At 73.3% G+C, this 20,654-nt stretch carries 21 protein-coding genes; 11 read left to right on the top strand and 10 right to left on the bottom strand.

The window, feature by feature from the left end:
• Positions 1-14: 14 nt before the first annotated feature.
• Positions 15-719 carry an IclR family transcriptional regulator gene (locus ACLFMI_RS20825; protein ID WP_410949599.1) on the bottom strand — a complete coding sequence of 235 codons (705 nt, stop codon included), beginning with the start codon at positions 717-719 and terminating at the stop codon, positions 15-17.
• Between the two features lie 69 nt (positions 720-788).
• Here ACLFMI_RS20825 and leuC point away from each other — a divergent pair, with 69 nt between their 5' ends.
• The 3 genes from leuC to ACLFMI_RS20810 all read left to right on the top strand — a co-directional run bounded on the left by leuC (position 789) and on the right by ACLFMI_RS20810 (position 3,738).
• On the top strand, positions 789-2,219 hold the full coding sequence (gene leuC, locus ACLFMI_RS20820; protein ID WP_410949598.1) for a 3-isopropylmalate dehydratase large subunit: 1,431 nt from the start codon (positions 789-791) through the stop codon (positions 2,217-2,219).
• Positions 2,219-2,809 carry a 3-isopropylmalate dehydratase small subunit gene (leuD, locus tag ACLFMI_RS20815; RefSeq protein WP_410949597.1) on the top strand — a complete coding sequence of 197 codons (591 nt, stop codon included), beginning with the start codon at positions 2,219-2,221 and terminating at the stop codon, positions 2,807-2,809. Before leuC ends, leuD begins: the two co-directional genes overlap by 1 nt.
• A gap of 137 nt (positions 2,810-2,946) precedes the next feature.
• Complete coding sequence (locus ACLFMI_RS20810; protein WP_410949596.1) at positions 2,947-3,738, top strand: HU family DNA-binding protein; 792 nt, start codon at positions 2,947-2,949, stop codon at positions 3,736-3,738.
• A gap of 66 nt (positions 3,739-3,804) precedes the next feature.
• Here ACLFMI_RS20810 and ACLFMI_RS20805 read toward each other — a convergent pair whose 3' ends face one another.
• The 4 genes from ACLFMI_RS20805 to cofC all read right to left on the bottom strand — a co-directional run bounded on the left by ACLFMI_RS20805 (position 3,805) and on the right by cofC (position 8,463).
• Positions 3,805-4,263 carry a hypothetical protein gene (locus tag ACLFMI_RS20805; RefSeq protein WP_410949595.1) on the bottom strand — a complete coding sequence of 153 codons (459 nt, stop codon included), beginning with the start codon at positions 4,261-4,263 and terminating at the stop codon, positions 3,805-3,807.
• A gap of 63 nt (positions 4,264-4,326) precedes the next feature.
• Positions 4,327-5,295, bottom strand: a complete 969-nt coding sequence (locus tag ACLFMI_RS20800) for an NUDIX hydrolase (protein ID WP_410949594.1) — start codon at positions 5,293-5,295, stop codon at positions 4,327-4,329.
• On the bottom strand, positions 5,295-7,547 hold the full coding sequence (locus tag ACLFMI_RS20795) for an RNA degradosome polyphosphate kinase (protein ID WP_410949593.1): 2,253 nt from the start codon (positions 7,545-7,547) through the stop codon (positions 5,295-5,297). The genes ACLFMI_RS20800 and ACLFMI_RS20795 overlap by 1 nt, the downstream gene beginning before the upstream one ends.
• A gap of 190 nt (positions 7,548-7,737) precedes the next feature.
• Entirely contained in the window at positions 7,738-8,463 is a 726-nt protein-coding gene (gene cofC / locus ACLFMI_RS20790) for a 2-phospho-L-lactate guanylyltransferase (protein ID WP_410949592.1), read from the bottom strand.
• A 173-nt stretch (positions 8,464-8,636) separates the two neighbouring features.
• Here cofC and ACLFMI_RS20785 point away from each other — a divergent pair, with 173 nt between their 5' ends.
• The 3 genes from ACLFMI_RS20785 (at position 8,637) to ACLFMI_RS20775 (ending at position 11,626) form a co-directional block, all read left to right on the top strand.
• Positions 8,637-9,362, top strand: a complete 726-nt coding sequence (locus ACLFMI_RS20785) for a lysophospholipid acyltransferase family protein (protein WP_410949591.1) — start codon at positions 8,637-8,639, stop codon at positions 9,360-9,362.
• A complete protein-coding gene (locus tag ACLFMI_RS20780) occupies positions 9,359-10,405 on the top strand; it encodes an NAD(P)H-dependent glycerol-3-phosphate dehydrogenase (RefSeq protein ID WP_410949590.1) in 1,047 nt (348 codons plus the stop codon). Before ACLFMI_RS20785 ends, ACLFMI_RS20780 begins: the two co-directional genes overlap by 4 nt.
• Positions 10,406-10,486: 81 nt before the next feature.
• Positions 10,487-11,626, top strand: a complete 1,140-nt coding sequence (locus ACLFMI_RS20775) for a cystathionine gamma-lyase (protein WP_410949589.1) — start codon at positions 10,487-10,489, stop codon at positions 11,624-11,626.
• A 33-nt stretch (positions 11,627-11,659) separates the two neighbouring features.
• On the opposite strand, the gene ACLFMI_RS20770 is transcribed toward ACLFMI_RS20775, so the two are convergent.
• The gene (locus ACLFMI_RS20770) at positions 11,660-11,851 is read right to left on the bottom strand and encodes a hypothetical protein (RefSeq protein ID WP_410949588.1); all 192 of its coding nucleotides are present in this window, start codon (positions 11,849-11,851) and stop codon (positions 11,660-11,662) included.
• Positions 11,852-12,017: 166 nt separating this feature from the next.
• On the opposite strand from ACLFMI_RS20770, the gene ACLFMI_RS20765 reads away from it, so the two are divergent.
• Positions 12,018-12,644 carry an HNH endonuclease gene (locus ACLFMI_RS20765; protein WP_410949587.1) on the top strand — a complete coding sequence of 209 codons (627 nt, stop codon included), beginning with the start codon at positions 12,018-12,020 and terminating at the stop codon, positions 12,642-12,644.
• A gap of 77 nt (positions 12,645-12,721) precedes the next feature.
• Here the strand turns inward: ACLFMI_RS20765 and ACLFMI_RS20760 are convergent, their stop codons facing one another.
• Entirely contained in the window at positions 12,722-13,033 is a 312-nt protein-coding gene (locus ACLFMI_RS20760; RefSeq protein WP_410949586.1) for a hypothetical protein, read from the bottom strand.
• A gap of 275 nt (positions 13,034-13,308) precedes the next feature.
• Here ACLFMI_RS20760 and ACLFMI_RS20755 point away from each other — a divergent pair, with 275 nt between their 5' ends.
• The gene (locus tag ACLFMI_RS20755; RefSeq protein ID WP_410949585.1) at positions 13,309-14,385 is read left to right on the top strand and encodes an LCP family protein; all 1,077 of its coding nucleotides are present in this window, start codon (positions 13,309-13,311) and stop codon (positions 14,383-14,385) included.
• A 64-nt stretch (positions 14,386-14,449) separates the two neighbouring features.
• Here the strand turns inward: ACLFMI_RS20755 and ACLFMI_RS20750 are convergent, their stop codons facing one another.
• From ACLFMI_RS20750 to ACLFMI_RS20740, 3 genes are all read right to left on the bottom strand, one after another.
• Positions 14,450-15,238: a glucose-1-phosphate cytidylyltransferase gene (locus tag ACLFMI_RS20750; protein WP_410949584.1), complete on the bottom strand. Its 789-nt coding sequence runs from the start codon at positions 15,236-15,238 to the stop codon at positions 14,450-14,452.
• Positions 15,239-15,415: 177 nt separating this feature from the next.
• Entirely contained in the window at positions 15,416-16,207 is a 792-nt protein-coding gene (locus ACLFMI_RS20745; RefSeq protein ID WP_410949583.1) for a glucose-1-phosphate cytidylyltransferase, read from the bottom strand.
• Between the two features lie 419 nt (positions 16,208-16,626).
• Positions 16,627-16,893, bottom strand: coding sequence for a hypothetical protein (locus ACLFMI_RS20740; RefSeq protein WP_410949582.1), 267 nt, complete (start codon positions 16,891-16,893; stop codon positions 16,627-16,629).
• A gap of 454 nt (positions 16,894-17,347) precedes the next feature.
• Here ACLFMI_RS20740 and ACLFMI_RS20735 point away from each other — a divergent pair, with 454 nt between their 5' ends.
• The 3 genes from ACLFMI_RS20735 (at position 17,348) to ACLFMI_RS20725 (ending at position 20,604) form a co-directional block, all read left to right on the top strand.
• On the top strand, positions 17,348-18,625 hold the full coding sequence (locus ACLFMI_RS20735) for an HNH endonuclease signature motif containing protein (RefSeq protein ID WP_410949581.1): 1,278 nt from the start codon (positions 17,348-17,350) through the stop codon (positions 18,623-18,625).
• 129 nt (positions 18,626-18,754) lie between these two features.
• A complete protein-coding gene (gene rfbC / locus ACLFMI_RS20730; RefSeq protein ID WP_410949580.1) occupies positions 18,755-19,321 on the top strand; it encodes a dTDP-4-dehydrorhamnose 3,5-epimerase in 567 nt (188 codons plus the stop codon).
• Entirely contained in the window at positions 19,321-20,604 is a 1,284-nt protein-coding gene (locus ACLFMI_RS20725; protein WP_410949579.1) for an NAD(P)H-dependent oxidoreductase, read from the top strand. Before rfbC ends, ACLFMI_RS20725 begins: the two co-directional genes overlap by 1 nt.
• Positions 20,605-20,654 lie beyond the last annotated feature (50 nt).

The following is a 20,654-nucleotide window of genomic DNA, read 5'->3' as shown; positions in this document are numbered from 1 at the left end:
ACCACCGACCGGGGTCAACCGAGCCGGTGCTGCAGCGCGTCCGCGGCGGCGAGGAGGTCCGCCGCCCAGCGCACGCCCGGCCGGCGGCCGATCCGCTCCACCGGGCCGGACACCGACACCGCCGCGACGACCTGGCTCGCCGCGTCCCGGACCGGGGCGGACACGCTGGCCACCCCGGCCTCCCGCTCGGCGACGCTCTGCGCCCAGCCGCGGCGGCGGACGTCGATCAGCACGCGCTCGGAGTAGCTCGCGTCGGTGAGGATCTGGCGCTGGGTCGCCGCGTCGCACCAGGCGGCGAGCACCTTCGCCCCGGACCCGGCGGTCATCGGCAGCCGGGTCCCGACCGGCACGGTGTCCCGCAGGCCGGACGGCGGCTCGGCGTGCGCGATGCAGATCCGGTGGACGCCGTCGCGCCGGTAGAGCTGGACGCTCTCACCGGTGATGTCGCGCAGCCGCGGCAGGACGGCGGTGGCCGCGTCGAGCAGCGGGTCCGGACGCCCGCCGGCGAGCTGGCCGAGCGTCGGGCCGGGGTGCCAGCGGCCGTCCGGCGTGCGCAGCAGCATCCCGTGCGCCTCCAGACCGACCGCGAGCCGGTGCGCGGTGGCGCGGGGCAGCCCGGTCCGCTCGCAGAGCTCGGACAGGCCACAGGGGCCCTCCGCCGTCGCGCGGAGAACCCCCACCGCCTTGTCGAGTACGCCGATCCCGCTAGACTGTCCCACGTTCCGATACTAACTTCCCATGATCTGGGACGTGAAGTGAACCCCACCACCGCGAAGAAGGAGGCGAGCGTGACCACCGGCACCGCACACCCACGCACGCTGGCCGAGAAGGTCTGGGACCGGCACCTGGTCCGCAGGGGCACCGGCGACGAGCCCGACCTGCTCTACATCGACCTGCACCTGGTGCACGAGGTCACCAGCCCGCAGGCCTTCGACGGGCTCCGGCTGGCCGGCCGGAAGGTCCGCCGCCCGGACCTGACCCTGGCCACCGAGGACCACAACGTCCCGACCCTGGACGTGCTCGCGCCGATCGCCGACGAGGTCTCCCGCACCCAGGTGGAGACGCTGCGCCGCAACTGCGACGAGTTCGGCGTCCGGCTCTACCCGATGAACCACGCCGAGCAGGGCATCGTGCACGTCGTCGGGCCGCAGCTGGGCCTGACCCAGCCGGGGACGACCGTCGTCTGCGGCGACTCGCACACCTCCACGCACGGCGCGTTCGGCGCGATGGCGTTCGGCATCGGCACCTCCGAGGTCGAGCACGTGCTGGCCACCCAGACGCTGCCGCTCAAGCCGTTCAAGACGATGGCGATCAACGTCAACTCCGCGGACGGGACCCTGCGCCCGGGCGTCACCAGCAAGGACGTCATCCTCGCGGTGATCGCCGAGATCGGTACCGGCGGCGGGCAGGGGTACGTGCTGGAGTACCGGGGCAACGTCGTCGAGAACCTCTCGATGGAAGCCCGGATGACGATCTGCAACATGTCCATCGAGGCGGGCGCGCGGGCCGGGATGATCGCCCCGGACGCGACGACGTTCGACTACCTCTCCGGCCGCGACCACGCGCCTGCGGGCGCGGACTGGGACGCCGCCGTCGAGGACTGGAAGAGCCTGTGGACCGACGAGGCCGCGGAGTTCGACCGGGTCGTCGACATCGACGCCGACACGTTGACCCCGTTCGTCACCTGGGGCACCAATCCCGGTCAGGGGCTGCCGCTGAGCGGGTCCGTCCCGGACCCGGCCGCGATCACCGACGAGGGCGAGCGCTTCTCGGTGCAGAAGGCCCTGGACTACATGGCCCTGGCCGGCGGCACACCGCTGCGCGAGGTCGCGGTGGACGCGGTGTTCGTCGGCTCCTGCACCAACGGCCGGATCGAGGACCTGCGGTCGGTGGCCGGGATCCTGGACGGGCGCACGATCGCCGACGGGATCCGGATGCTGGTCGTCCCGGGCTCGATGCGGGTGCGGCTCCAGGCCGAGGAGGAGGGCCTGGACCGGATCTTCACCACGGCCGGTGCCGAGTGGCGCTCCGCCGGGTGTTCGATGTGCCTGGGCATGAACCCGGACATCCTCGCCCCCGGTGAGCGGTGCGCGTCCACCTCGAACCGCAACTTCGAGGGCCGGCAGGGCAAGGGCGGGCGTACCCACCTGGTCTCGCCGCTGGTCGCCGCCGCCACGGCCGTCCGCGGCACCCTGAGCTCCCCGGAGGATCTGAACTGATGGAGAAGTTCGAGACGCACACCGGCATCGGCGTGCCGCTGCGCTGGTCCAACGTGGACACAGACCAGATCATCCCGGCCGTCTACCTCAAGCGGGTCACCCGCACCGGCTTCGAGGACGGGCTGTTCTCGGCCTGGCGGCAGGACCCGACGTTCGTGCTCAACAACGAACCCTACGACCGCGGGTCGGTGCTCGTCGCGGGCCCGGACTTCGGTACCGGGTCGTCGCGCGAGCACGCCGTCTGGGCGCTGATGGACTACGGGTTCCGGGTCGTGATCTCGTCCCGGTTCGCCGACATCTTCCGGGGCAACTCGGCCAAGGCCGGTCTCGTCGCCGCGCAGGTGGCCCAGCCGGACGTCGAGCTGCTGTGGAAGAAGCTGGAGAACGAGCCGGGCACCGAGGTGACCGTCGACCTGGTCGAGAAGACCGTGCAGGCCGGCGACCTGACCGTCGCGTTCGACATCGACGACTACGCGCGGTGGCGGCTGCTGGAAGGGCTCGACGACATCGGTCTCACCCTGCGGCACGAGGACGCGATCACCGCGTTCGAGGTCACCCGTCCCGAGCGGATGCCCCGTACGACGGTCTGAGGTCGCCCCGGGTGGTCGTCGGAGGCCGCGGCCGCGCCGACGACCACCCGAACGGACCTGTCCCGCCGGACGGTATGCGACCCGGACTCCCAGCCGGATCTGGTGCGCGCCACGGCGTACCCCTACCGTTCGTGACCATGAACAAGGCTCAGCTCGTCGATGCGCTGACCGCCCGCCTCGGTGACCGCCGCTCCGCCGCGGCCGCGGTCGACGCGATGGTCGACGTGATCGTGGACGCCGTCGGTGCCGGGGACTCGGTCACGCTCACCGGGTTCGGGGTGTTCGAGGCCCGTCGACGGGCGCCGCGCACCGCCCGCAACCCGCGGACCGGGGAGACGGTGCCGGTCGCCGAGACCGTCGTGCCGTCGTTCCGGCCGGGGGCCGCGTTCAAGGAGCGGATCGCCGACAGCGACGCCGCCGCAGCCGGGGCGACCAGCTCCCCGAAACGGGTTCCGCGCTCCGCCGCGCAGGCCCCCGCCGCGCAGGACCCCGCGGCGCCGGCGTCCGCGGCCCGCAACAGCACCCGCCGGTCCGCCACGGGCGCGCGGGCGAAGTCCGACACGGCATCCGGTGGTACGGCGAGCGGATCGGCGAAGGCCGCCGCGAAGAAACCGACCGCTGCGAAGTCCGGCACCGCGAAGCCCCCCGCCGCGAAGCCCACGGCCGCGAAGTCAGGTGCTGCGAAGTCCGGCGCTGCGGGGTCCGACGCGGCGAAGTCGGGTGCTGCGAAGTCGGGTGCTGCGAAGTCCGGCAAGGCGAAGCCTGCGACCGGCAGGGCAGCCACGTCGACGTCGGCCGCAGCGGATGCCGGCGCCGCCCCCGCCCGCCGCACCGCCACGAAGAAGGCGATCCCGCCGGACACCTCCGCACCGGGCGCCACCGACACCCCCGCCGAGCCCGCCCGCAGACGCACCGCCGCCGAGAAGTAGCTCCGACCGGCCCAGACCGTCCCGCGGCGACCAGGGGCACACCAGCGCTGTTCGATCACCCTGGGCTCAGGGGGTCGTCGCCTCCGGGGTCACCACGAGATCGCGGCGGAGCAGCCGCAGCGTGTGCCGGCCCAGGGCGGACGTCATCAGGTCACGGTGCCGGTCGAGCGCATCGTCGTGCTCCTCGCCGTCGTACTCGATGGCGAGCATCGCCTCGGGGTAGGCCAGATCGAACCGGACGAACTCCTGCCCGAGCGCGACGACGCTATCCAGTCCGCGCGCGCCCCGGGCGCCCGGCAGCTCGGAACGGCGCCGCAACAGTTCGGCCGGGTCGAACCCTGGGCAGGGGCCCCACCTGCGCGACAGTGCGATCAGCGACTGCGGCACCGGGACGCCCGGCGGGTGCGGTACGAACGTCGGCCGCTTCCGGCCGTCGTGCGAGCGGACCCGGGACGGGGCGAGCCCGGGCAGGCATCCGTCCGTGACCAGCCCGCGAGCCACCGCGACCGGCGGCGCGCACGGCACGGCGGCGAGGCGCGCGGTGGGGCGAGGAGCGACGGGTGGGCGTCGGGACGGCGCGTGGGTAGGTCAGGCTGGCGGGCGGCGGTAGTAGTCGGAGAAGAGCAGCGCGCCGCGGGCGTCGAAACCCAGGACCCAGGTGCTGGCCTTGTGCGAGGGCACCCCGCCGGCGTCGACCCCGGCGTCGTCCAGGAGCGTCTCGACGACGTCCGGGATCACGCCGCCCTGGCTGCACAGGACGGACACGCCGGAGACCGCGGCGAGCTCGCGGAAGCGGCGCAGCCCGGCGTCCGGGTCCTCCCAGTAACGGTGCTCGCCCAGCAGCGGCTCGGGGACGGGTTCGCCGAGCCCGGTCTTGTCGGCCAGCGGGCCGATCGTCTGTGCGCACCGCAGCGGTGGCGCGGTGACGAGCCGGTCCGGCCCGAAGCGGGGCAGGAACCCGGCCAGCCGGTCGGCCTGGCTGTGCCCGGTCCCGGAGAGCGGGCGGAGGTCGTCGTCCCCGGTCCAGGACCTCCGGCTGCCGGCCTTGGCGTGTCGCACCAGCACCACCGTCGACGCCGGCGCCCCCACCTCGGCGAGCCGGGTGACCAGCTCGGCGTCGTGTGGGTAGTCCAGCAGCGACGCCGCGTCGCCGGGGGCGAGCCAGCGCAGCTCGTCGGTCTCGTCGCCGGTGGCGGCCGGGTCGTAGCCGTGGTCGTGCACGACCTCGGCGGCCCAGTAGTGCACCACCTTGAGCCCGCCCTTGCCGGGCACCTCGTAGGACACGTGCCCGAGCCGGCCGCCGAGCCGGCAGTCCAGCCGTGTCTCCTCGGCGGTCTCCCGCAGCGCGGTCCGGGTCAGCGGCTCGCCCGGGTCCTGGTGGCCCTTGGGCAGCGACCAGTCGTCGTAGCGGGGACGGTGCACCAGGGCCACCTCGAGCGCGCCGGCGGTCGTCCGGCGGTAAGGCACCGTCCCGCCCGCGACGACGTCGGCGAGCCCCGCGGGATCGACCTCGGCACCGTCGGTGCGGACGGCGCCCGACCCGCTGAGCAGGGCCATCAGTCCTCCGCCGGGCCGCGTCGGGAGTTCATCATCTCGACCTGGTGGTCGCGCACCCGGACGTTCTCGGAGCCGGCGGCGGGCGAGGGCTGCCAGCTGCCGTCCGGTCCCAGCGTCCAGCACCGGGTGGCCGGGTCCAGGCAGGAGTCGAACATCCCGCCGAGCTGCTCGGCCAGGGCCGGGTCGGCCACCCGCAGCATCACCTCGACCCGGCGGTCCAGGTTGCGGTGCATCATGTCCGCACTGCCGATCCAGTACTCGTCCGCGGCGGCGAAGTGCAGCACCCGGGAGTGCTCCAGGAACGGCCCGAGGATCGACCGGACGGTGATGTTCTCGGACAGCCCCGGCCGGCCGGGGACGAGCGCGCAGATCCCGCGGACGACGATGTCGACCGGCACCCCCGCCTGCGACGCCCGGTAGCAGGCGTCGATGATCGCCTCGTCGACCAGCGAGTTGGCCTTGATCTGCACCCGCGCCCCGGCCTCGCCGGAACGGTGCGCCTCGATCTCGTCGTCGATCCGGCGCACGATGCCGCGCCGCACGCCGTACGGGGCGACCAGCAGGCTCCGGTAGGAGGTCTGCCGGGAGTACCCGGTCAGCGAGTTGAACAGGTCGGTGAGGTCCGCGCCGATCGTCGGGTCGGCGGTGAGCACGCCGATGTCCTCGTAGAGCCGGGCCGTCTTCGGGTTGTAGTTGCCGGTGCCGACGTGGCAGTACCGGCGGATCTCCGAACCCTCCTGGCGGACCACCAGCGCCGTCTTGCAGTGCGTCTTCAGACCGACCAGCCCGTAGACGACGTGCACGCCGGCCTTCTCCAGCTGGCGCGCCCAGCGGATGTTGGCCTGCTCGTCGAACCGGGCCTTGATCTCGACGAGCGCGACGACCTGCTTGCCGGCCTCGGCGGCGTCGATCAGGGCGTTCACGATCGGCGAGTCACCCGACGTCCGGTACAGCGTCTGCTTGATCGCCAGCACGTTCGGGTCCGCGGCGGCCTGCTCGATGAACCGCTGCACGCTGGTGGAGAACGAGTCGTAGGGGTGGTGCACCAACACGTCGCCCTCGCGCAGGGTGGCGAACACGCTGCGCGGGGTCTCCCGCTCGGCGAACGCCGGGTGCGTGGCCGGGCGGAACGGCTCGTCCTTGAGGTCCGGCCGGTTCACCCCGTGCACCTGCCACAGGCCGGTGAGGTCCAGCGGCCCGGGCACGGTCACGACGTCGTTCGGGTCCACGTCCAGCTCGCGCAGCAGCAGTTCCAGCACGTGCTCGGACATCGAGTCCAGCACCTCGAGCCGGACCGGCGGGCCGAACCGGCGGCGGGCCAGCTCGCGTTCGAGTGCCTGCAGCAGGTCCTCGTCGCGGTCCTCCTCGACCTCCAGGTCGGCGTTGCGGGTGACCCGGAACGGGTGCACCTCGGTGACCTCCATCCCGGTGAACAGGTCGCCGAGGTGTGCGGAGATCAGGCCCTCGATCGGCAGGAACGTGACGTGCCTGTTGCCCGCGCGCGCGTCGGTCTCCGGCGGATCGACGGTCACCAGCCGCGGCACGTTGTTCGGCACCTTCACCCGGGCGAACCGCTCGGTGCGCCCCTCCGGGTCGCGGACGGTCACGGCCAGGTTCAGCGACAGCCCGGAGATGTAGGGGAACGGGTGCGCCGGGTCCACCGCGAGCGGGGTGAGCACCGGGAACACGTGCTCGGTGAAGTAGTCGGACAGCCGCAGCCGCTCGGCGTCGGTCAGGTCGTCCCAGGAGCGGATGTGGATGCCGGCCGCATCCAGCTCGGGGCGCAGCTCGTCGGCGAAGACGTCGGCGTGCGCGCGGGCCAGCGCCCGCGAGCGTTCGGCGATCCGGGCCAGCTGCTGGCGCGGGGTGAGCCCGTCGGCGCTGCGCACGGTCAGCCCGGCCTCGTCGCGACGCTTCAGGCCGGCGACCCGGACCATGTAGAACTCGTCCAGGTTCGAGGCGAAGATCGCCAGGAACTTGGCCCGCTCCAGCAGCGGCTGGCTGTCGTCCTCGGCGAGCGCGAGCACCCGGGCGTTGAAGTCGAGCCAGGACAGCTCCCGGTTCAGGTAGCGGTCCTCGGGCAGCACGTCCGGCACCGCGGACGCCGGGGTGGTCGCCCCGGCGGGCGGTGCGATCGGGGCGGCACCCGACGGGCCGGACGCCGGGGCCGGTGGGCCGGGCGGCCCGGAAGCCTGGGCCGGGATGCGCTCGTCGGCCGGGGCGCCGGCGACCGCGTGGTGCGCGGTGTGCACGCGACGTGAGGCGGGGCGCGGGGCCCGCCGGCCACCCGCGCGGCTGCGGGCAGGCCCGTTCGGGCCGTTCCGTCCGGGATCCGCTGCGGAGTCGTCGTTCACCCCCTGATTGTTTCGCACGCCGACGGCGCGGGTCCACGTGACACCCGTACGCGCGGATGAACATCCGCGACGCCCGGTCCGATCCGCGTCACACCTTCGGGCAGCGGACCGGTTCGTCCGGGTGGCGGCCGGTTGCCGCGCGTGCATCGCGGCCCGCGCCGTCGCGGCCCGCGACGACCGCCCGGGTCCAGTCCCCGGCACCCAGCCGGACGGCGGCGTCGAGGTCGGCGGCGGTGTCCACGTCCCGGCGCAGGCCGGGCCGGGCGGCGTCCAGGGCGGTCGCCCCGGACGCGGCGTGCGCGGACGCCGACGGCCCGCCGAACCGGGGCGCCAGGTCGGCCCCGGGGGCGGCCAGCAGCAGGGTGGTGCCCTCGCCGGGGGCGTCCGGGACGAAGGCCCGGGTGGTGCCGCCGGCGAACAGCGCGGCGGCGGCCGCGACCGCGTCGTCCAGCTCGTCGGGGCGCAGCGCGGGCAGGTCGGCCTGCAGGGCGCCGATCGCGGCCGCGGCGTCCCGCGCGCGCAGCAGCCCGGCCCCGTGCCGCAGCGCGCCGTTCAACCCGCGGCCCGGGTCGGTCACCACCTCGGCGCCCAGCGCGCCGACCTCGACCGCCACGGCCGGGTCGGAGGAGATCACCAGCACCGAGCGGACCCGGGTCGCGGCGACGGCCGCGGCGACCGTGTCCCGGGCCAGCGCGAGCGCCAGCCGCTGGTGCGCGCCGAGGTCGCCGACGCCGCCGTCCGCGGCGCCGCGCAGCCGGGTCTTGGCCCGTGGCAACGGCTTGACCGGCACCACCAGGTCCACCCGCAGCGTCACGCGGCCCATCGTCGCACCCCACGCCCTCCCGCGTCGTGGAGCCGCAACGCGGGAAGGGGAGGGTGGGTTTACCGGCGGAGCGGGTTGTGGGGAGACTCCCCGGGACGAACCGGATCTCCTCGGATCCGGGACCATCGACGATCCGCCCCGGTGGCGGTGTGAGGAGGCCGCCGGTGGCCCGCGAGAAGGGCGGATTCTGGGTCGGGCTCGCCGCGGCCGTGTTCTACCCGGTGGGGTGGCTCACCGGGCGCCGGAGGTACGAGGGACGGGAGCACCTGCCGGCCGACCGCGGTGCGCTGGTGGTGGGCAACCACATCTCCTACCTCGACCCGATCCACACCTCGTTGTGGGTGCACACCGCCCGGCGGGTGCCACGCTTCCTGGCCAAGAACAGCCTCTGGAAGGTGCCGCTGCTGGGCCGCATCCTGATCGGCAGCGGCCAGATCCCGGTGTTCCGGGACACCGCCGACGCCCAGCAGAGCCTGGCCGCCGGCATCCAGGCCCTGGCCGACGGCAAGATCGTGATCATCTACCCGGAGGGCACGATCACCCGGGACCCGGCGGGCTGGCCGATGCATGCGCGGACCGGTGTCGCCCGGATGGCGCTGGCCTCGGACGTCCCGGTGCTGCCGCTGGTGCACTGGGGTACCCGCGAGGTGTACGACCACTACGGTAAGCGGTTCCGGCCGTTCCCGCGGACCGACATGGTGGTGCGCGCCGGGGATCCGGTGGACCTGTCGGCCTACCGCGGGCGGCCGGTGGACACCGCCGTACTGCGGGAGGTGACCGACCTGATCATGGGAAGCGTGCGCGACCTGCTGGCCGAGGTCCGCGGGGAACCCGCACCCGAGGACTTCTTCCGGCGCGACGGCCGGGACGAGCGGGAGGCGGGCCGGTGACCGTGCCCCACCCGTACCGTCCGGTGAACGAACCGGTGCACGACGTCGGCCGCGTCGCGGTGCTCGGCGCCGGGAGCTGGGGCACCGCGTTCGCCAAGGTGCTCGGCGACGCCGGCCGGGAGGTCCGGCTGTGGGCGCGCCGGCAGGAGGTCGCGGACGCGATCAACACCGGCCGGCGCAACCCGACCTACCTGCCCGACGTCGAGCTGCCCCGCGGGCTGGCCGCCACCGCGGACGCGGGGGAGGCGCTGGCCGGCGCCGACGCCGTCGTGCTGGCGGTGCCGTCCCAGTCGCTGCGGGACAACCTGGCGCGCTGGCGGGACCTCATCCCGGACGGCGTCACGCTGACCAACCTGGCCAAGGGCGTCGAGCTGGGGACGCTGAAGCGGATGACCGAGGTGATCGCCGACGTCACCGGCGTCGACGGCGACCGGCTGGCCGTGGTGTCCGGGCCCAACCTGGCCGCCGAGATCGCCCAGGAGGAGCCGACCGCGACCGTCATCGCGTGTGCCGACCACGAGCGGGCGGTGGCCCTGCAGACGGCCTGCGCGACCGGCTACTTCCGCGCCTACACCAACACCGACGTCGTCGGGGCCGAGCTGGGCGGCGCGGGCAAGAACGTGATCGCGCTGGCCGTCGGCGTCGCGGCCGGGATGGGCCTCGGCGACAACAGCCGGGCGTCGCTGATCACCCGCGGGCTGGCCGAGATGTCCCGGCTCGGGGTCGCGCTGGGTGCCTCGCCGCTGACCTTCGCCGGGCTGGCCGGGCTCGGGGACCTGGTCGCGACGTGCTCGTCGCCGCTGTCCCGGAACCGGACCTTCGGCGAGCACCTCGGGCAGGGCGCCAGCCTCGCCGAGGCGGAGAAGGCCAACCACGGCCAGGTCGCCGAGGGCGTGAAGTCCTGCCTGTCGATCTGCGAGCTCGGCGGGCGGCACGGCGTCGAGCTGCCGATCGCCGACGCGGTCCGCCGGATGTGCCACGAGGGCATGTCGGCGCCCGCGCTGGCCAAGGAGCTGATCTCCCGGGCGCCCAAGCCCGAGTAGGCGCTGCGCGCCCGTGAGTGGTTATCGCGGTCAGAGCCTCGACATCCGCTCACGGGGTACGGGCGTAGCGTCGCGCCGGTGATGAGCGCGAACGGACTGGCGGGCGGCGACGGGACCCGGTGCGTGCGTGGCGGGGTGCCGCAGGGTGAGCCGGTCGGTGCCCCGCTGCACCGTGGGCCGGTGCTGACCAGCACGTTCCATCTCGGGCGGCCCGAGGAGGCCGACCCGGGTGCGGACTTCTACGCCCGCGCCGACAACCCGACCTGGCGCGAGTACGAGTCGGCGGTCGGGGTGCTCGACGGCGGTCCGTGCACGGTCTTCCCGTCCGGGATGGCGGCGATCGCCGCGGTGCTGCGCGGGTTCACCGCACCCGGCCGCGGGGTGCTGCTGCCCTCGGACGGCTACTACGTGGCCCGGGCGCTGGCCGACGAGGACCTGGCGCCGCTCGGGATCGACGTCCGGTACTGCGCGACGGCGGGGGACTGGCCGGCGGCGATCGCCGCCGGTGACCCGCCGGGGCTGGTGCTGCTGGAGACGCCGTCGAACCCCGGCCTGGAGGTGTGCGACGTCCGCGCGATCGCGGCGGCGGCGCACGAGGCCGGCGCGCTGCTCGCCGTCGACAACACGACCGCGACCCCGCTCGGGCAGCGTCCGCTGGAGCTGGGCGCCGACCTCGTCGTCGCCAGCGACACCAAGGCGCTCGCCGGGCACGGCGACCTGCTGCTCGGGCACGTCAGCGCGGCCGACCCGGTGCACGCCGAGCGGCTGCGCGCGGCCCGGACCCGCGACGGCGCGATACCCGGCCCGATGGAGACCTGGCTGGCACTGCGCGGGCTCGGCACCCTGGACCTGCGGCTGGCCCGGCAGGCGGAGAACGCCCGCGCGCTGGCGGTGGCGCTGCGCGAGCACCCGGCCGTGCGCGACGTCCGCTGGCCCGGCCTGGCCGACGACCCGGCCCACGTGCTCGCGCGCGGGCAGATGCGGCGCTGGAACGGGGTCCTTCGGTTCACCCTGCCCGACGTGCACGCGGTGTCGGCCTGGCTGCGTGCGACGACGATGGTCGACTCGACGACGAGCTTCGGCGGGTTGCGCACCGCCGCGGACCGGCGCGCCCGGTGGGGCGACGCCGTGCCGGACGGGCTGGTCCGGCTCTCCTGCGGCTGCGAGGACACCGACGACCTGGTCGCCGACGTGCTCGGCGCGCTGGACGCGATCGGCTGAGCCCGGGTGGGGCGGTGTCCCCGGCTCGGAGCCTCAGCGGCCCTCGCGCAGCAGATCCGTGGTCCAGCCCTGCAGCTCGGCCGGGGCCAGGTCGCACTCCGGACAGACGGCGGTGATCATCGGCGAGCCGGCGGGCGTCACGCGGACCTCCGCCGGCCGGCGCACGTCCCGCCGCCCGCAGCAGGTGCAGGTGGTCGAGCGGGGCCCGGTCGGGTTCTCGTCCATGGCCCGTTTATAACCCGCCCCGGGATCGCGCAACCGTTTCCGGAGCTGCGATGTGGCCGGTTCCACCGTCCGGACAGGCAGCGGTGGTCCCGCTATCACGCTCGCGTAACCCGACCTCAGTATGGTCGACTACGTCACGGACCTGAGCGTTCGCGGAGGTGGTCGCGTGCCGTACCGACAACCCGTCCCCAGCGGTGCCGAGAACGTCGCGCCCGTCGACCTCAGGGCGGTCGAGGACTGTGGCCCGGCACCGGGTACCGCGTCGTCGACCCCGGCTGCGGTACCGAAGGGTTCCCGGGTCCTGCTCCTCAACGCCAGCTTCGAGCCGCTGGCCGTGGTGACCTCCAAGCGCGCGATCTGCCTGCTCCTCGCCGGCAAGGCCGAGTGCCTCCAGGAAGCGCTGGAGGGCACCGCCTTCCGCTCCGAGAACCTCTCGCTCCCCGCCCCGTCGGTGCTGCGGCTGTCCCGCTACGTCCGCGTCCCCTACCGCAGGGCCGTACCGATGACCCGCGCCGGCGTGCTGCGCCGCGACGCGCGCCGCTGTGCCTACTGCACCAAGCGGGCCGACACGATCGACCACGTGGTCCCGCGCAGCCGCGGTGGTGCGCACAGCTGGGAGAACTGCGTGGCGGCCTGCCGGGCGTGCAACGCCCGCAAGGCCGACCGGTTGATCGAGGAGCTCGGCTGGACGTTGCGGAGCACACCCCGCCCGCCCGGGCGTGGCGGTGGTGGGGTGCTGGTGCTGGCCGTCGAGCCGCTGCCGGCCTGGGAACCCTGGCTCTCCGCCGCCTGAGAAGCCGCGGACCGACGACGACCCCGCCGCACGGGAGACGGCGGGGTCGTCGCGTACCGGCGAGCGGACGCCGGGGGTCAGGGGCGGCGCAGGACCCGTCCAACGCCCCGCAACCGGGACCGGGCGCCGCGGCCGGTGCGGGCGTGGAACCGGCTGCAGGCGATGCCGCAGACACCGCAGTCGGTGCCGGCGCGGAAGTGTTCGTGGGCGTCGCGCTCGTGCCCGCAGCGGCACATCTCGACGGCGGTCGCGGTGGGCGGCGTGGCCGGGGCCTGCGGGCCGGCGACCTCGGTCGGGGTGCGCGGGGCGGGGACGTCGACGACCGGGATGGTGGCCGGGGCCCCGGTGGCGGCGGCCTCGGTGGCGGGGACCTCGTGCGTGGCGTTCATCGAACTCTCCCTGTGCAGTCCGCGTCGGCCGGACGGCCGTTCTGTCCGAACTGTCGTCTACTCCACTCGGCCCTATTAGCGAGACTGCGGGTGGATCCACAGAACTGATGACCGGGCATCACGAGGGGTGCTCGCAAGTGCGGTGATCAGCGACGTTGCGTGACCGGGACGCCCGATCGGGCCGGTCCGACTCAACCCTCCGGTAACGCCACGCGTCCCCTGACGACGAGAAGGCGGGACCGGACACACCGGCCCGGTTCCGGGAGGACACATCGATGCGCAACGCCGTTCCGCCGTCCGGGCACCCGGGCCGCGACGATCTCGTCCCCGGACTGCGCCGGGAGCGCCCGAAGCGGCGCGGGCGGCGGGTGCTGGCGGTGCTGCTCGCCGTCGTCCTGGTGCTGCTGCTGGCCGCGGCCGGGGCGGTGGTCTACCTGACGTCGTCGATCGGCAACGACATCTCCCGGATCCCGGACGCCTTCCGCGGCCTGGACGCCGGCAGCCGCCCGGCGAGCTTCGGCGGCACCACATTCCTGCTGGTCGGCACCGACTCGCGGGCCGCGGGGCCGACCACCGGTGCCGGGGCGGATGCGGCGGTGGACGCCGGCTCCCAGCGCAGCGACGTGATCATGCTCGGGACCGTCGCGCCGGACGGCCGGAGCGCCTCGGTGGTGTCCATCCCGCGCGACGCCTGGGTGGACGTCCCGGGCCGCGGCATGAACAAGATCAACGCGGCGTACGCGTACGGCGGGGCGCCGCTGCTGATCGGCACCGTCGAGCAGCTGACCGGGATCCGGGTGGATCATTTCGGGGTGATCGACTTCGCCGGGTTCACGTCGCTGGTGGACTCGGTGGGCGGGATCGACGTGACCGTCGCGCAGACCACCGGCAACGACGGCGTCGACTTCACGGCGGGTGAGAACCACCTGGACGGCACCCAGGCGCTGGCCTACGTCCGGCAGCGCTACGACCTGCCGGGCGGCGACCTGGACCGGGCGGCCCGCCAGCAGAACGCGATGAAGGCACTGCTGGACAAGGTGCAGCAGAAGGTGACCACCGACCCGGGGGCGATCTACGCGTTCGCCACCAGCGTCGGCGACGCGGTGAGCGTGGACGACTCGCTGTCCAACGCCGGGCTGGTGCAGCTGGCGGTGGGCAGCCGGGACCTGCGGGCGTCCACGGTGTCGTTCGTGACCGCCCCGGTGACCGGGCTCGGCCGGGAGGGTGGGCAGTCGGTGGTCCACCTCGACGCCGAGCAGGGGGCGCAGCTCTGGGGCGCGGTGCGCAACGGGTCGGTCGCGCAGTACGCCGACCTGCACCCGGCGGACGCGCTCGGCTCGACGCCGTCCTGACCGGGCGGGCCCCGGGACGACGACGGGCCGGTGTGCGGGGCGACCGCACACCGGTCTCAGGTGCTCACCAGACCTTCCAGGGAGCTTCTCCAGACGACCACAGGCCGTTGAGGTGCTGGAAGTCCTTGTAGGTGTCCATGGCCGACCAGAAGCCGTCGTGGCGGTGCACACCGAGCTTGCCGTCGCGGGCGAGACGCTGCAGCGGGGTGTGCTCGAGCCAGAGCTGCGGGTCGTCGTCCAGGTAGTCGTCGAGGAACTCGCGGCGGAAGGCGAAGAAGCCGCCGGAGACGAAGCCGGTGACCTGGGTGGGCTTCTCGTTGAACTCGACGACCCGCTCGCCGTCGACGTGCATCTCGCCGAACTTCGAAGTCGGGTGCACTCCGGTGACGGTCCCGACGTTGCCCGAGTCCTCGTGCTCCTCGGTCAGCGCGGCGAGGTCGATGTCGGAGACGCCGTCGCCGTAGGTGAGCAGGAAGTGGTCGGTGTCGACGTAGTCGCGGATCGCGCGGACCCGGGCACCGGTGGCCGTGTCCAGGCCGGTCTCGGCGAAGGTGATCTGCCAGTCCTCGGCGACGCCGTTGTGGAAGTCGATCTGGTGCTCGTCACCCATGTTGAGGGTGAAGTCCGCCAGCCGGGCGCGGTAGTCGAGGAAGTACTCCTTGATGGCCCAGCTCTTGTAGCCGAGGCAGAGGATGAAGCGGCGGTAGCCGGCCTGGCGGTAGATCTTCATGATGTGCCAGGCGATGGGGCGGCCGCCGATCTCGACCATGGCCTTGGGGAGGGACTCGCTGGCCTCCCGGATCCGGGTGCCCTGGCCTCCGCAGAGGATGACGACGGGGGTGTCGGGGTGCATGCGGGCCTTTCGTCGGCGCTGGGGAGTTCGGCGCTGGGGAGTTCGGCGCTGGGAAGTTCGTCGGCGCTGGGGAGCTTTCCTTGGCGCGACAAAATACTCCGTCCACGGCCTCCGGAGCGGGATCCTCCGGTGACCGCGGACACAGCGTGACGGTCCCCGACGCCTACCGGGGCCCGCTCACCAGGTCCGCCAGGGCGCCTTGCCCGCGGACCAGAGGCCGTTGAGGTACTGGAAGTCCTTGTAGGTGTCCATCGCGCACCAGAAGCCGTCGTGCCGGTGCACGTTCAGCTGGCCGTCGCGGGCGAGCTTCTGCAGGGGCTCGTGCTCGAGCCAGACGTCGTCGCTCTCCGAGCCGAGGTAGTCGTCGAGGAACTCGCGGCGGAAGGCGAAGAAGCCGCCGGAGACGAAGCCGGTGACCTGGGTGGGCTTCTCGTTGAACTCGACGACCCGCTCGCCCTCGACGTGCATCTCGCCGAACTTCGAGGTCGGGTGCACCCCGGTGACGGTGCCGATCCGCCCGGACGCCTCGTGCGCGGCGCCGAGCGCGTCGATGTCGACGGTGGCCACGCCGTCGCCGTAGGTCAGCAGGAAGTGCTCGGTGTCGACGTACGGGGCGATCTTCCGGACCCTGGAGCCGGTCGCCGCCTCCAGGCCGGTCTCGGCGAAGGTGATCTCCCAGTCCTCGTCGACGCCGTTGTGGAAGTCGATCCGGTGCTTGTCGGCCATGGACAGCGTGAAGTCGGCCGAGCGGGACCGGTAGTCGAGGAAGTACTCCTTGATGGCCCAGCTCTTGTAGCCGAGGCAGAGGATGAAGCGGCGGTAGCCGGCCTGGCGGTAGATCTTCATGATGTGCCAGGCGATGGGCAGGCCGCCGATCTCGACCATGGCCTTGGGGAGGGACTCGCTGGCCTCCCGGATCCGGGTGCCCTGGCCTCCGCAGAGGATGACGACGGGGGTGTCGGGGTGCATGGGAGCCTTTCGGTGCGTGGGGAGCGTGGTGGGGAGCACGGCGACGTCGCTGGTGGTGGAACCGCTCGTCAGCGCCGCGTCGTTATCATTGTGTGGCTGTTCGTCGCCTCACAAAGGTGTCGCCGCACACGCTCCGCCGCAGGTCGACGACGGCGGGTCGTCGATGACCCGTGCGACCTGCAGGAACCGGACTCGGGGTCGGTCGGAAGCAGAGCTTCCGGACCGGAAACGTCCGGTGTGCCGCCCGGTTCAGGGCTTGCGGGTTGGTTCAGGGCTTGGGGGCGACCGCCCCGACGATGCACGCGAGGATCGGCCCGTCGTCGCCGCCGGGCGGGCCGACATGCGACGACCCTATCGGCTGTGATCCGGCTGCTCCGGACGGCCGCCGGGCATGGCCCCGGACGGCTGCCGCGCCCGGATCAGGGCTGCCCGTCGTCGCGCCAGCGGCGAACCGCCTCCCGCACCTGCTCCTTCCGGGCCGCGGGCTTCTGCTCGACCGGCCGATCCCGGCGCTCGTCGAGCAGCGTGGCGAGCTCCGCCCGGCCGGCCTCGGTGACGGCGTCGTCGGCGTCGAGCAGGCCGTGGTGGCGCAGCCAGTTCACGTCGGGGCGGGGTTCGGTGTCCGCGGTCGTCCGGCCGGTCGCGAGCCGCGTCAGCGTGACCCGCTGCTGGGGCGTCAGGTCCATGCCCCGATCCTCCCTGTCCGGCCGAGTGGACGCCGGGGTGGTGGGCCGGGGAGAAGCGGGGAACCGGCTACATCCTCAAACGCGGCGAGGTGTCGTCCCCGACGGACGCGGACACTTCTGAGAATCTCCGCAGGTGCGGAAGGCCTAGGCCGAGTTCGGCTACCGCTCCACCGGTGACGCGTCGATTCCGCGTCTGGCAGCCGCGGTGCTTGCGATCCGGTCCGACGACCCGCAGGTGGCGCAGACCCGGTGAGCGGGGTGCCTTCTCCGCCGGTCGTGGGCCGGGCCGCGGCGGCGTGTCCCGAGGGCACCCTCGCCCGTCCCTGGGCCCCGAGGGTGCCCTCGCTCGTGCCGGCGTCGATCGCCGCCGACAGCCGTCACCGCTGGTCGCAGCCTTATGGCCGCTCGCCTCTGGATCACTGACTCGAACAACTGTTCGAGTAGAATCGGACGCATGCAGCAGGCGTGGCGGACCACCGACGACGAGCTTCTCGTCGCGCTGGCCGACGCCCAGCGCCGGGTGAACGAGGCGTCCGCGGCGATGGTCCCGCTCGTCGCGGAGGCCGCGACCCGCGGCCTGGCGGAGCAGAAGGCGTTCCGTGACGTCCCGGACCTGCTGCGGACGGTGCAGAACGTATCGCGTCCGACGGCGAAGGCGCGGCTGCGCGCCGCGGAGCAGCTGTCGCCGCTGTATCTGATCACCGGCCGGCAGGCGGATCCCGAGCTGCCCGTGCTCGCGGCGGCTTTCGCGCAGGCGGAGGTCTCGGCCGAGCACGTGCGGGTGATCCAGTCGGTGCTGGCTGCGGTCCCGCCGCATCTCGACGCGCACCGCGCTCCGCTCGAGGCCGACCTCGTCGAGCACGCCCGGGTCCTCGATCCGGACGCGGTGGCCAAGCTGGGGAAGCGTGCGCTGGCACTGCTGGATCCGGACGGTCCGCGCCCGCGTGACCCGCGGCCCACCCGCAACCGGTTGACCCTGCGGCCGCAGGGGAGCGGGGTGGAGGCGCGAGGATGGTTCGACGCCGAGTCCGCCGCGGTCCTGCGCACCGCGCTGTCGCCGTTGACCGTGCCCGTCCCGTCCGTGGAAGGGGCCGAGGACGCCACGCGCGATGAACGCTCCACCGCCGAGCGCAACGGCGACGGCCTGGTCGAGCTCGCCCGCCGGACGATCGGCTCCGGCGCGCTGGGCACGGAGGCGACGCAGCCGGTGCAGGTCACGGTCACCGTGCCGATCGAGACGCTGACCAGTCGCGAGGGTGGGGCGCTGCTCGGATTCGGCGACGGCGGGCTCGCCGGCGCGATCGAGGCCGAGGCGGCACTCCGGCTCGCGTGTGACGCCCGGGTGGTGCCGATCGTGCTGGCCTCGACCGGGGAGCCGCTGTTCCTGGGCCGCGAGCAGCGGTTCGCGAACCGGGCCCAACGCCGGGCGCTGGCCCAGCGGGACGGTGGCTGCGCCTTCCCCGGGTGCGACGTGCCGCCGCAGTGGTGCATCGCCCATCACATCGTGTTCTGGGGTCACGGTGGCTGTACCGACCTGCCCAACCTGGTGCTGTTGTGCGGGCACCACCACACCGTGATCCACAAAGGCGAGTGGACCGTCGAGATCGACGGTGGGTTCCCGGTGTTCCACCCACCGCCGTGGGTTCCGGGCGGGCCGCGGCGGAACGTGCTGCATCGGCCCGATCTCGTCGGCCGGATCCCCGAACAGGGCCGGGTGCCGCAACGGTGTTAGCCCCGCAAGAGGAGCGTGGTCGGGCGACTCCGTGACCGAACGGTCACGGAGCGCAGTGGCCTGCGTTGCCCCGGTCACGATGCGGAGGGCGGATGCAACCTTTCGGCCCGGATGGGCGACGCTGAAGGTATGGACATCCACCCGACCACGCTCCCCGGATCGGCGCTGATCGACCTCAAGCGCCTCGAGGACGACCGCGGGTTCTTCGCCCGTGCCTTCTGCGAGCAGGAGTTCCTCGACGCCGGGCTCGACCCGACGATCACCCAGTGCAACCTCTCGTACAACCACGAGGCGGGCACCCTGCGCGGCTTCCACTACCAGCTGGAGCCCAACGCCGAGGTCAAGGTCATCCGCTGCGTCCGCGGCGCGATCTACGACGTGATCGTCGACCTGCGCCCGGACTCGGACACCTACCTGCAGTGGTTCGGGGCCGAGCTGTCCCAGGACAACTACCGGGCGATGTACGTGCCGCGGAACTTCGCGCACGCCTACCTGACGCTGACCCCGGACGCGACGACGATCTACCAGGTCTCGACGCCGTACACCCCGGGCGCCGAGCGCGGGCTGCGGTGGAACGACCCGACGATCGACGTGCAGTGGCCGGTCGAGGTCGCGCACATCTCGGACAAGGACGCGAACTGGCCGCTGCTGGCGGACAACCCGGACTTCGCCGCGACCGTGAGCGGGGCCCGCTGATGATCATTCTGGACACCGCGCTGGCCAAGCGCGCCGCGGAGGACCGCCCGATCCGGGTCGGCCTGGTCGGCGCCGGGTTCATGGGGCGTGGCCTGGTCAACCAGATCGTCAACTCGACGCCCGGGATGGACGTCGTCGCGATCGCCAACCGGACCGTCCCGACCGCCGTGCGCGCCTACACCGAGGCCGGCCTGTCGCCGGTCGAGGTCTCCACGACCGCGGAGGTGGAGTCCGCGATCGCCGCCGGGAGGCCCGCCGTCCTGGGTGATGCGTTCGCACTGCTGGCCGCCGAGAACATCGACGTGCTGGTCGACGTGACCGGCGCGGTCGAGTTCGGCGCGCACGTCACGGTCGCCGCGATCGAGCGGGGCCTGCCGGTCGTCACCATGAACGCGGAGCTGGATGGCACCGTCGGCCCGCTGCTGGCCGAGCGGGCCCGCAAGGCCGGCGTGGTGCTCACCGGTGCCGACGGCGACCAGCCCGGTGTGCAGGGCAACCTGCTGCGCTTCGTGAAGGGGCTCGGGATCACGCCGCTGGTCGCGGGCAACATCAAGGGACTGCAGGACGAGTACCGCACCCCGACCACGCAGCAGGCGTTCGCCGAGAAGTGGGGGCAGGACCCCTACATGGTCACCAGCTTCGCCGACGGCACCAAGGTGTCGTTCGAGCAGGCGATCGTGGCCAACGCGCACGGCTTCACCGTCGGCAAGCGCGGCATGTACGGCCGCGACCACGCCGGCCACGTCGACGAGCTGACCCAGGTCTACGACGTCGATGAGCTGCGTTCGCTGGGCGGTGTGGTCGACTACGTGGTCGGCGCCAAGCCGGGCCCGGGCATCTACGTGCTGGGTACGCACGACGACCCGAAGCAGCAGCACTACCTGAACCTGTACAAGCTGGGTGAGGGCCCGCTGTACAGCTTCTACACGCCGTACCACCTGTGCCACTTCGAGGTCCCGAACACGATCGTGCGGGCCGTGGACTTCGGCGACGCCGCGCTCGCGCCGACCGGTGGGCAGCGGGTCGACGTCGTCGCCACCGCCAAACAGGACCTCAAGGCCGGGCACACCGTCGACGGGCTGGGTGGCTACGACACCTACGGCGTCGCCGAGGCGAGCCCGGTGACCCGGTCGGAGAAGCTGCTGCCGATGGGGGTGGCCGAGGGTGGTGTGCTGACCCGTGACGTCGCGAAGGACGAGGTGCTCACCTACGACGACGTGACGCTGCCACCGGGGCGGTTGATCGACGCGCTGCGGGCGGAGCAGGAGAAGCTCTTCGGGTGAGGCGAGTGGACACCGCTCCCGGTGTGATCTGCGTCGTGGTGCGTAACGTG

This window comes from Pseudonocardia nantongensis, assembly GCF_046546495.1.
GTDB lineage: Bacteria > Actinomycetota > Actinomycetes > Mycobacteriales > Pseudonocardiaceae > Pseudonocardia > Pseudonocardia nantongensis.
Note: the sequence above shows the minus strand (reverse complement) of the source record. Positions and strands in the feature narration are given on the sequence as shown.

Bases quoted from the DNA above. Each gene is read 5' to 3' on its own strand.
- ACLFMI_RS20745 (WP_410949583.1), bottom strand. From the start codon at position 16,207: ATGCACCCCGACACCCCCGTCGTCATCCTCTGCGGAGGCCAGGGCACC.
- leuD (WP_410949597.1), top strand. From the start codon at position 2,219: ATGGAGAAGTTCGAGACGCACACCGGCATCGGCGTGCCGCTGCGCTGG.
- ACLFMI_RS20750 (WP_410949584.1), bottom strand. From the start codon at position 15,238: ATGCACCCCGACACCCCCGTCGTCATCCTCTGCGGAGGCCAGGGCACC.
- ACLFMI_RS20800 (WP_410949594.1), bottom strand. From the start codon at position 5,295: ATGGCCCTGCTCAGCGGGTCGGGCGCCGTCCGCACCGACGGTGCCGAG.
- ACLFMI_RS20755 (WP_410949585.1), top strand. From the start codon at position 13,309: ATGCGCAACGCCGTTCCGCCGTCCGGGCACCCGGGCCGCGACGATCTC.
- ACLFMI_RS20775 (WP_410949589.1), top strand. From the start codon at position 10,487: ATGAGCGCGAACGGACTGGCGGGCGGCGACGGGACCCGGTGCGTGCGT.
- ACLFMI_RS20725 (WP_410949579.1), top strand. From the start codon at position 19,321: ATGATCATTCTGGACACCGCGCTGGCCAAGCGCGCCGCGGAGGACCGC.
- ACLFMI_RS20810 (WP_410949596.1), top strand. From the start codon at position 2,947: ATGAACAAGGCTCAGCTCGTCGATGCGCTGACCGCCCGCCTCGGTGAC.
- ACLFMI_RS20740 (WP_410949582.1), bottom strand. From the start codon at position 16,893: ATGGACCTGACGCCCCAGCAGCGGGTCACGCTGACGCGGCTCGCGACC.
- ACLFMI_RS20735 (WP_410949581.1), top strand. From the start codon at position 17,348: ATGCAGCAGGCGTGGCGGACCACCGACGACGAGCTTCTCGTCGCGCTG.
- ACLFMI_RS20760 (WP_410949586.1), bottom strand. From the start codon at position 13,033: ATGAACGCCACGCACGAGGTCCCCGCCACCGAGGCCGCCGCCACCGGG.
- ACLFMI_RS20770 (WP_410949588.1), bottom strand. From the start codon at position 11,851: ATGGACGAGAACCCGACCGGGCCCCGCTCGACCACCTGCACCTGCTGC.
- rfbC (WP_410949580.1), top strand. From the start codon at position 18,755: ATGGACATCCACCCGACCACGCTCCCCGGATCGGCGCTGATCGACCTC.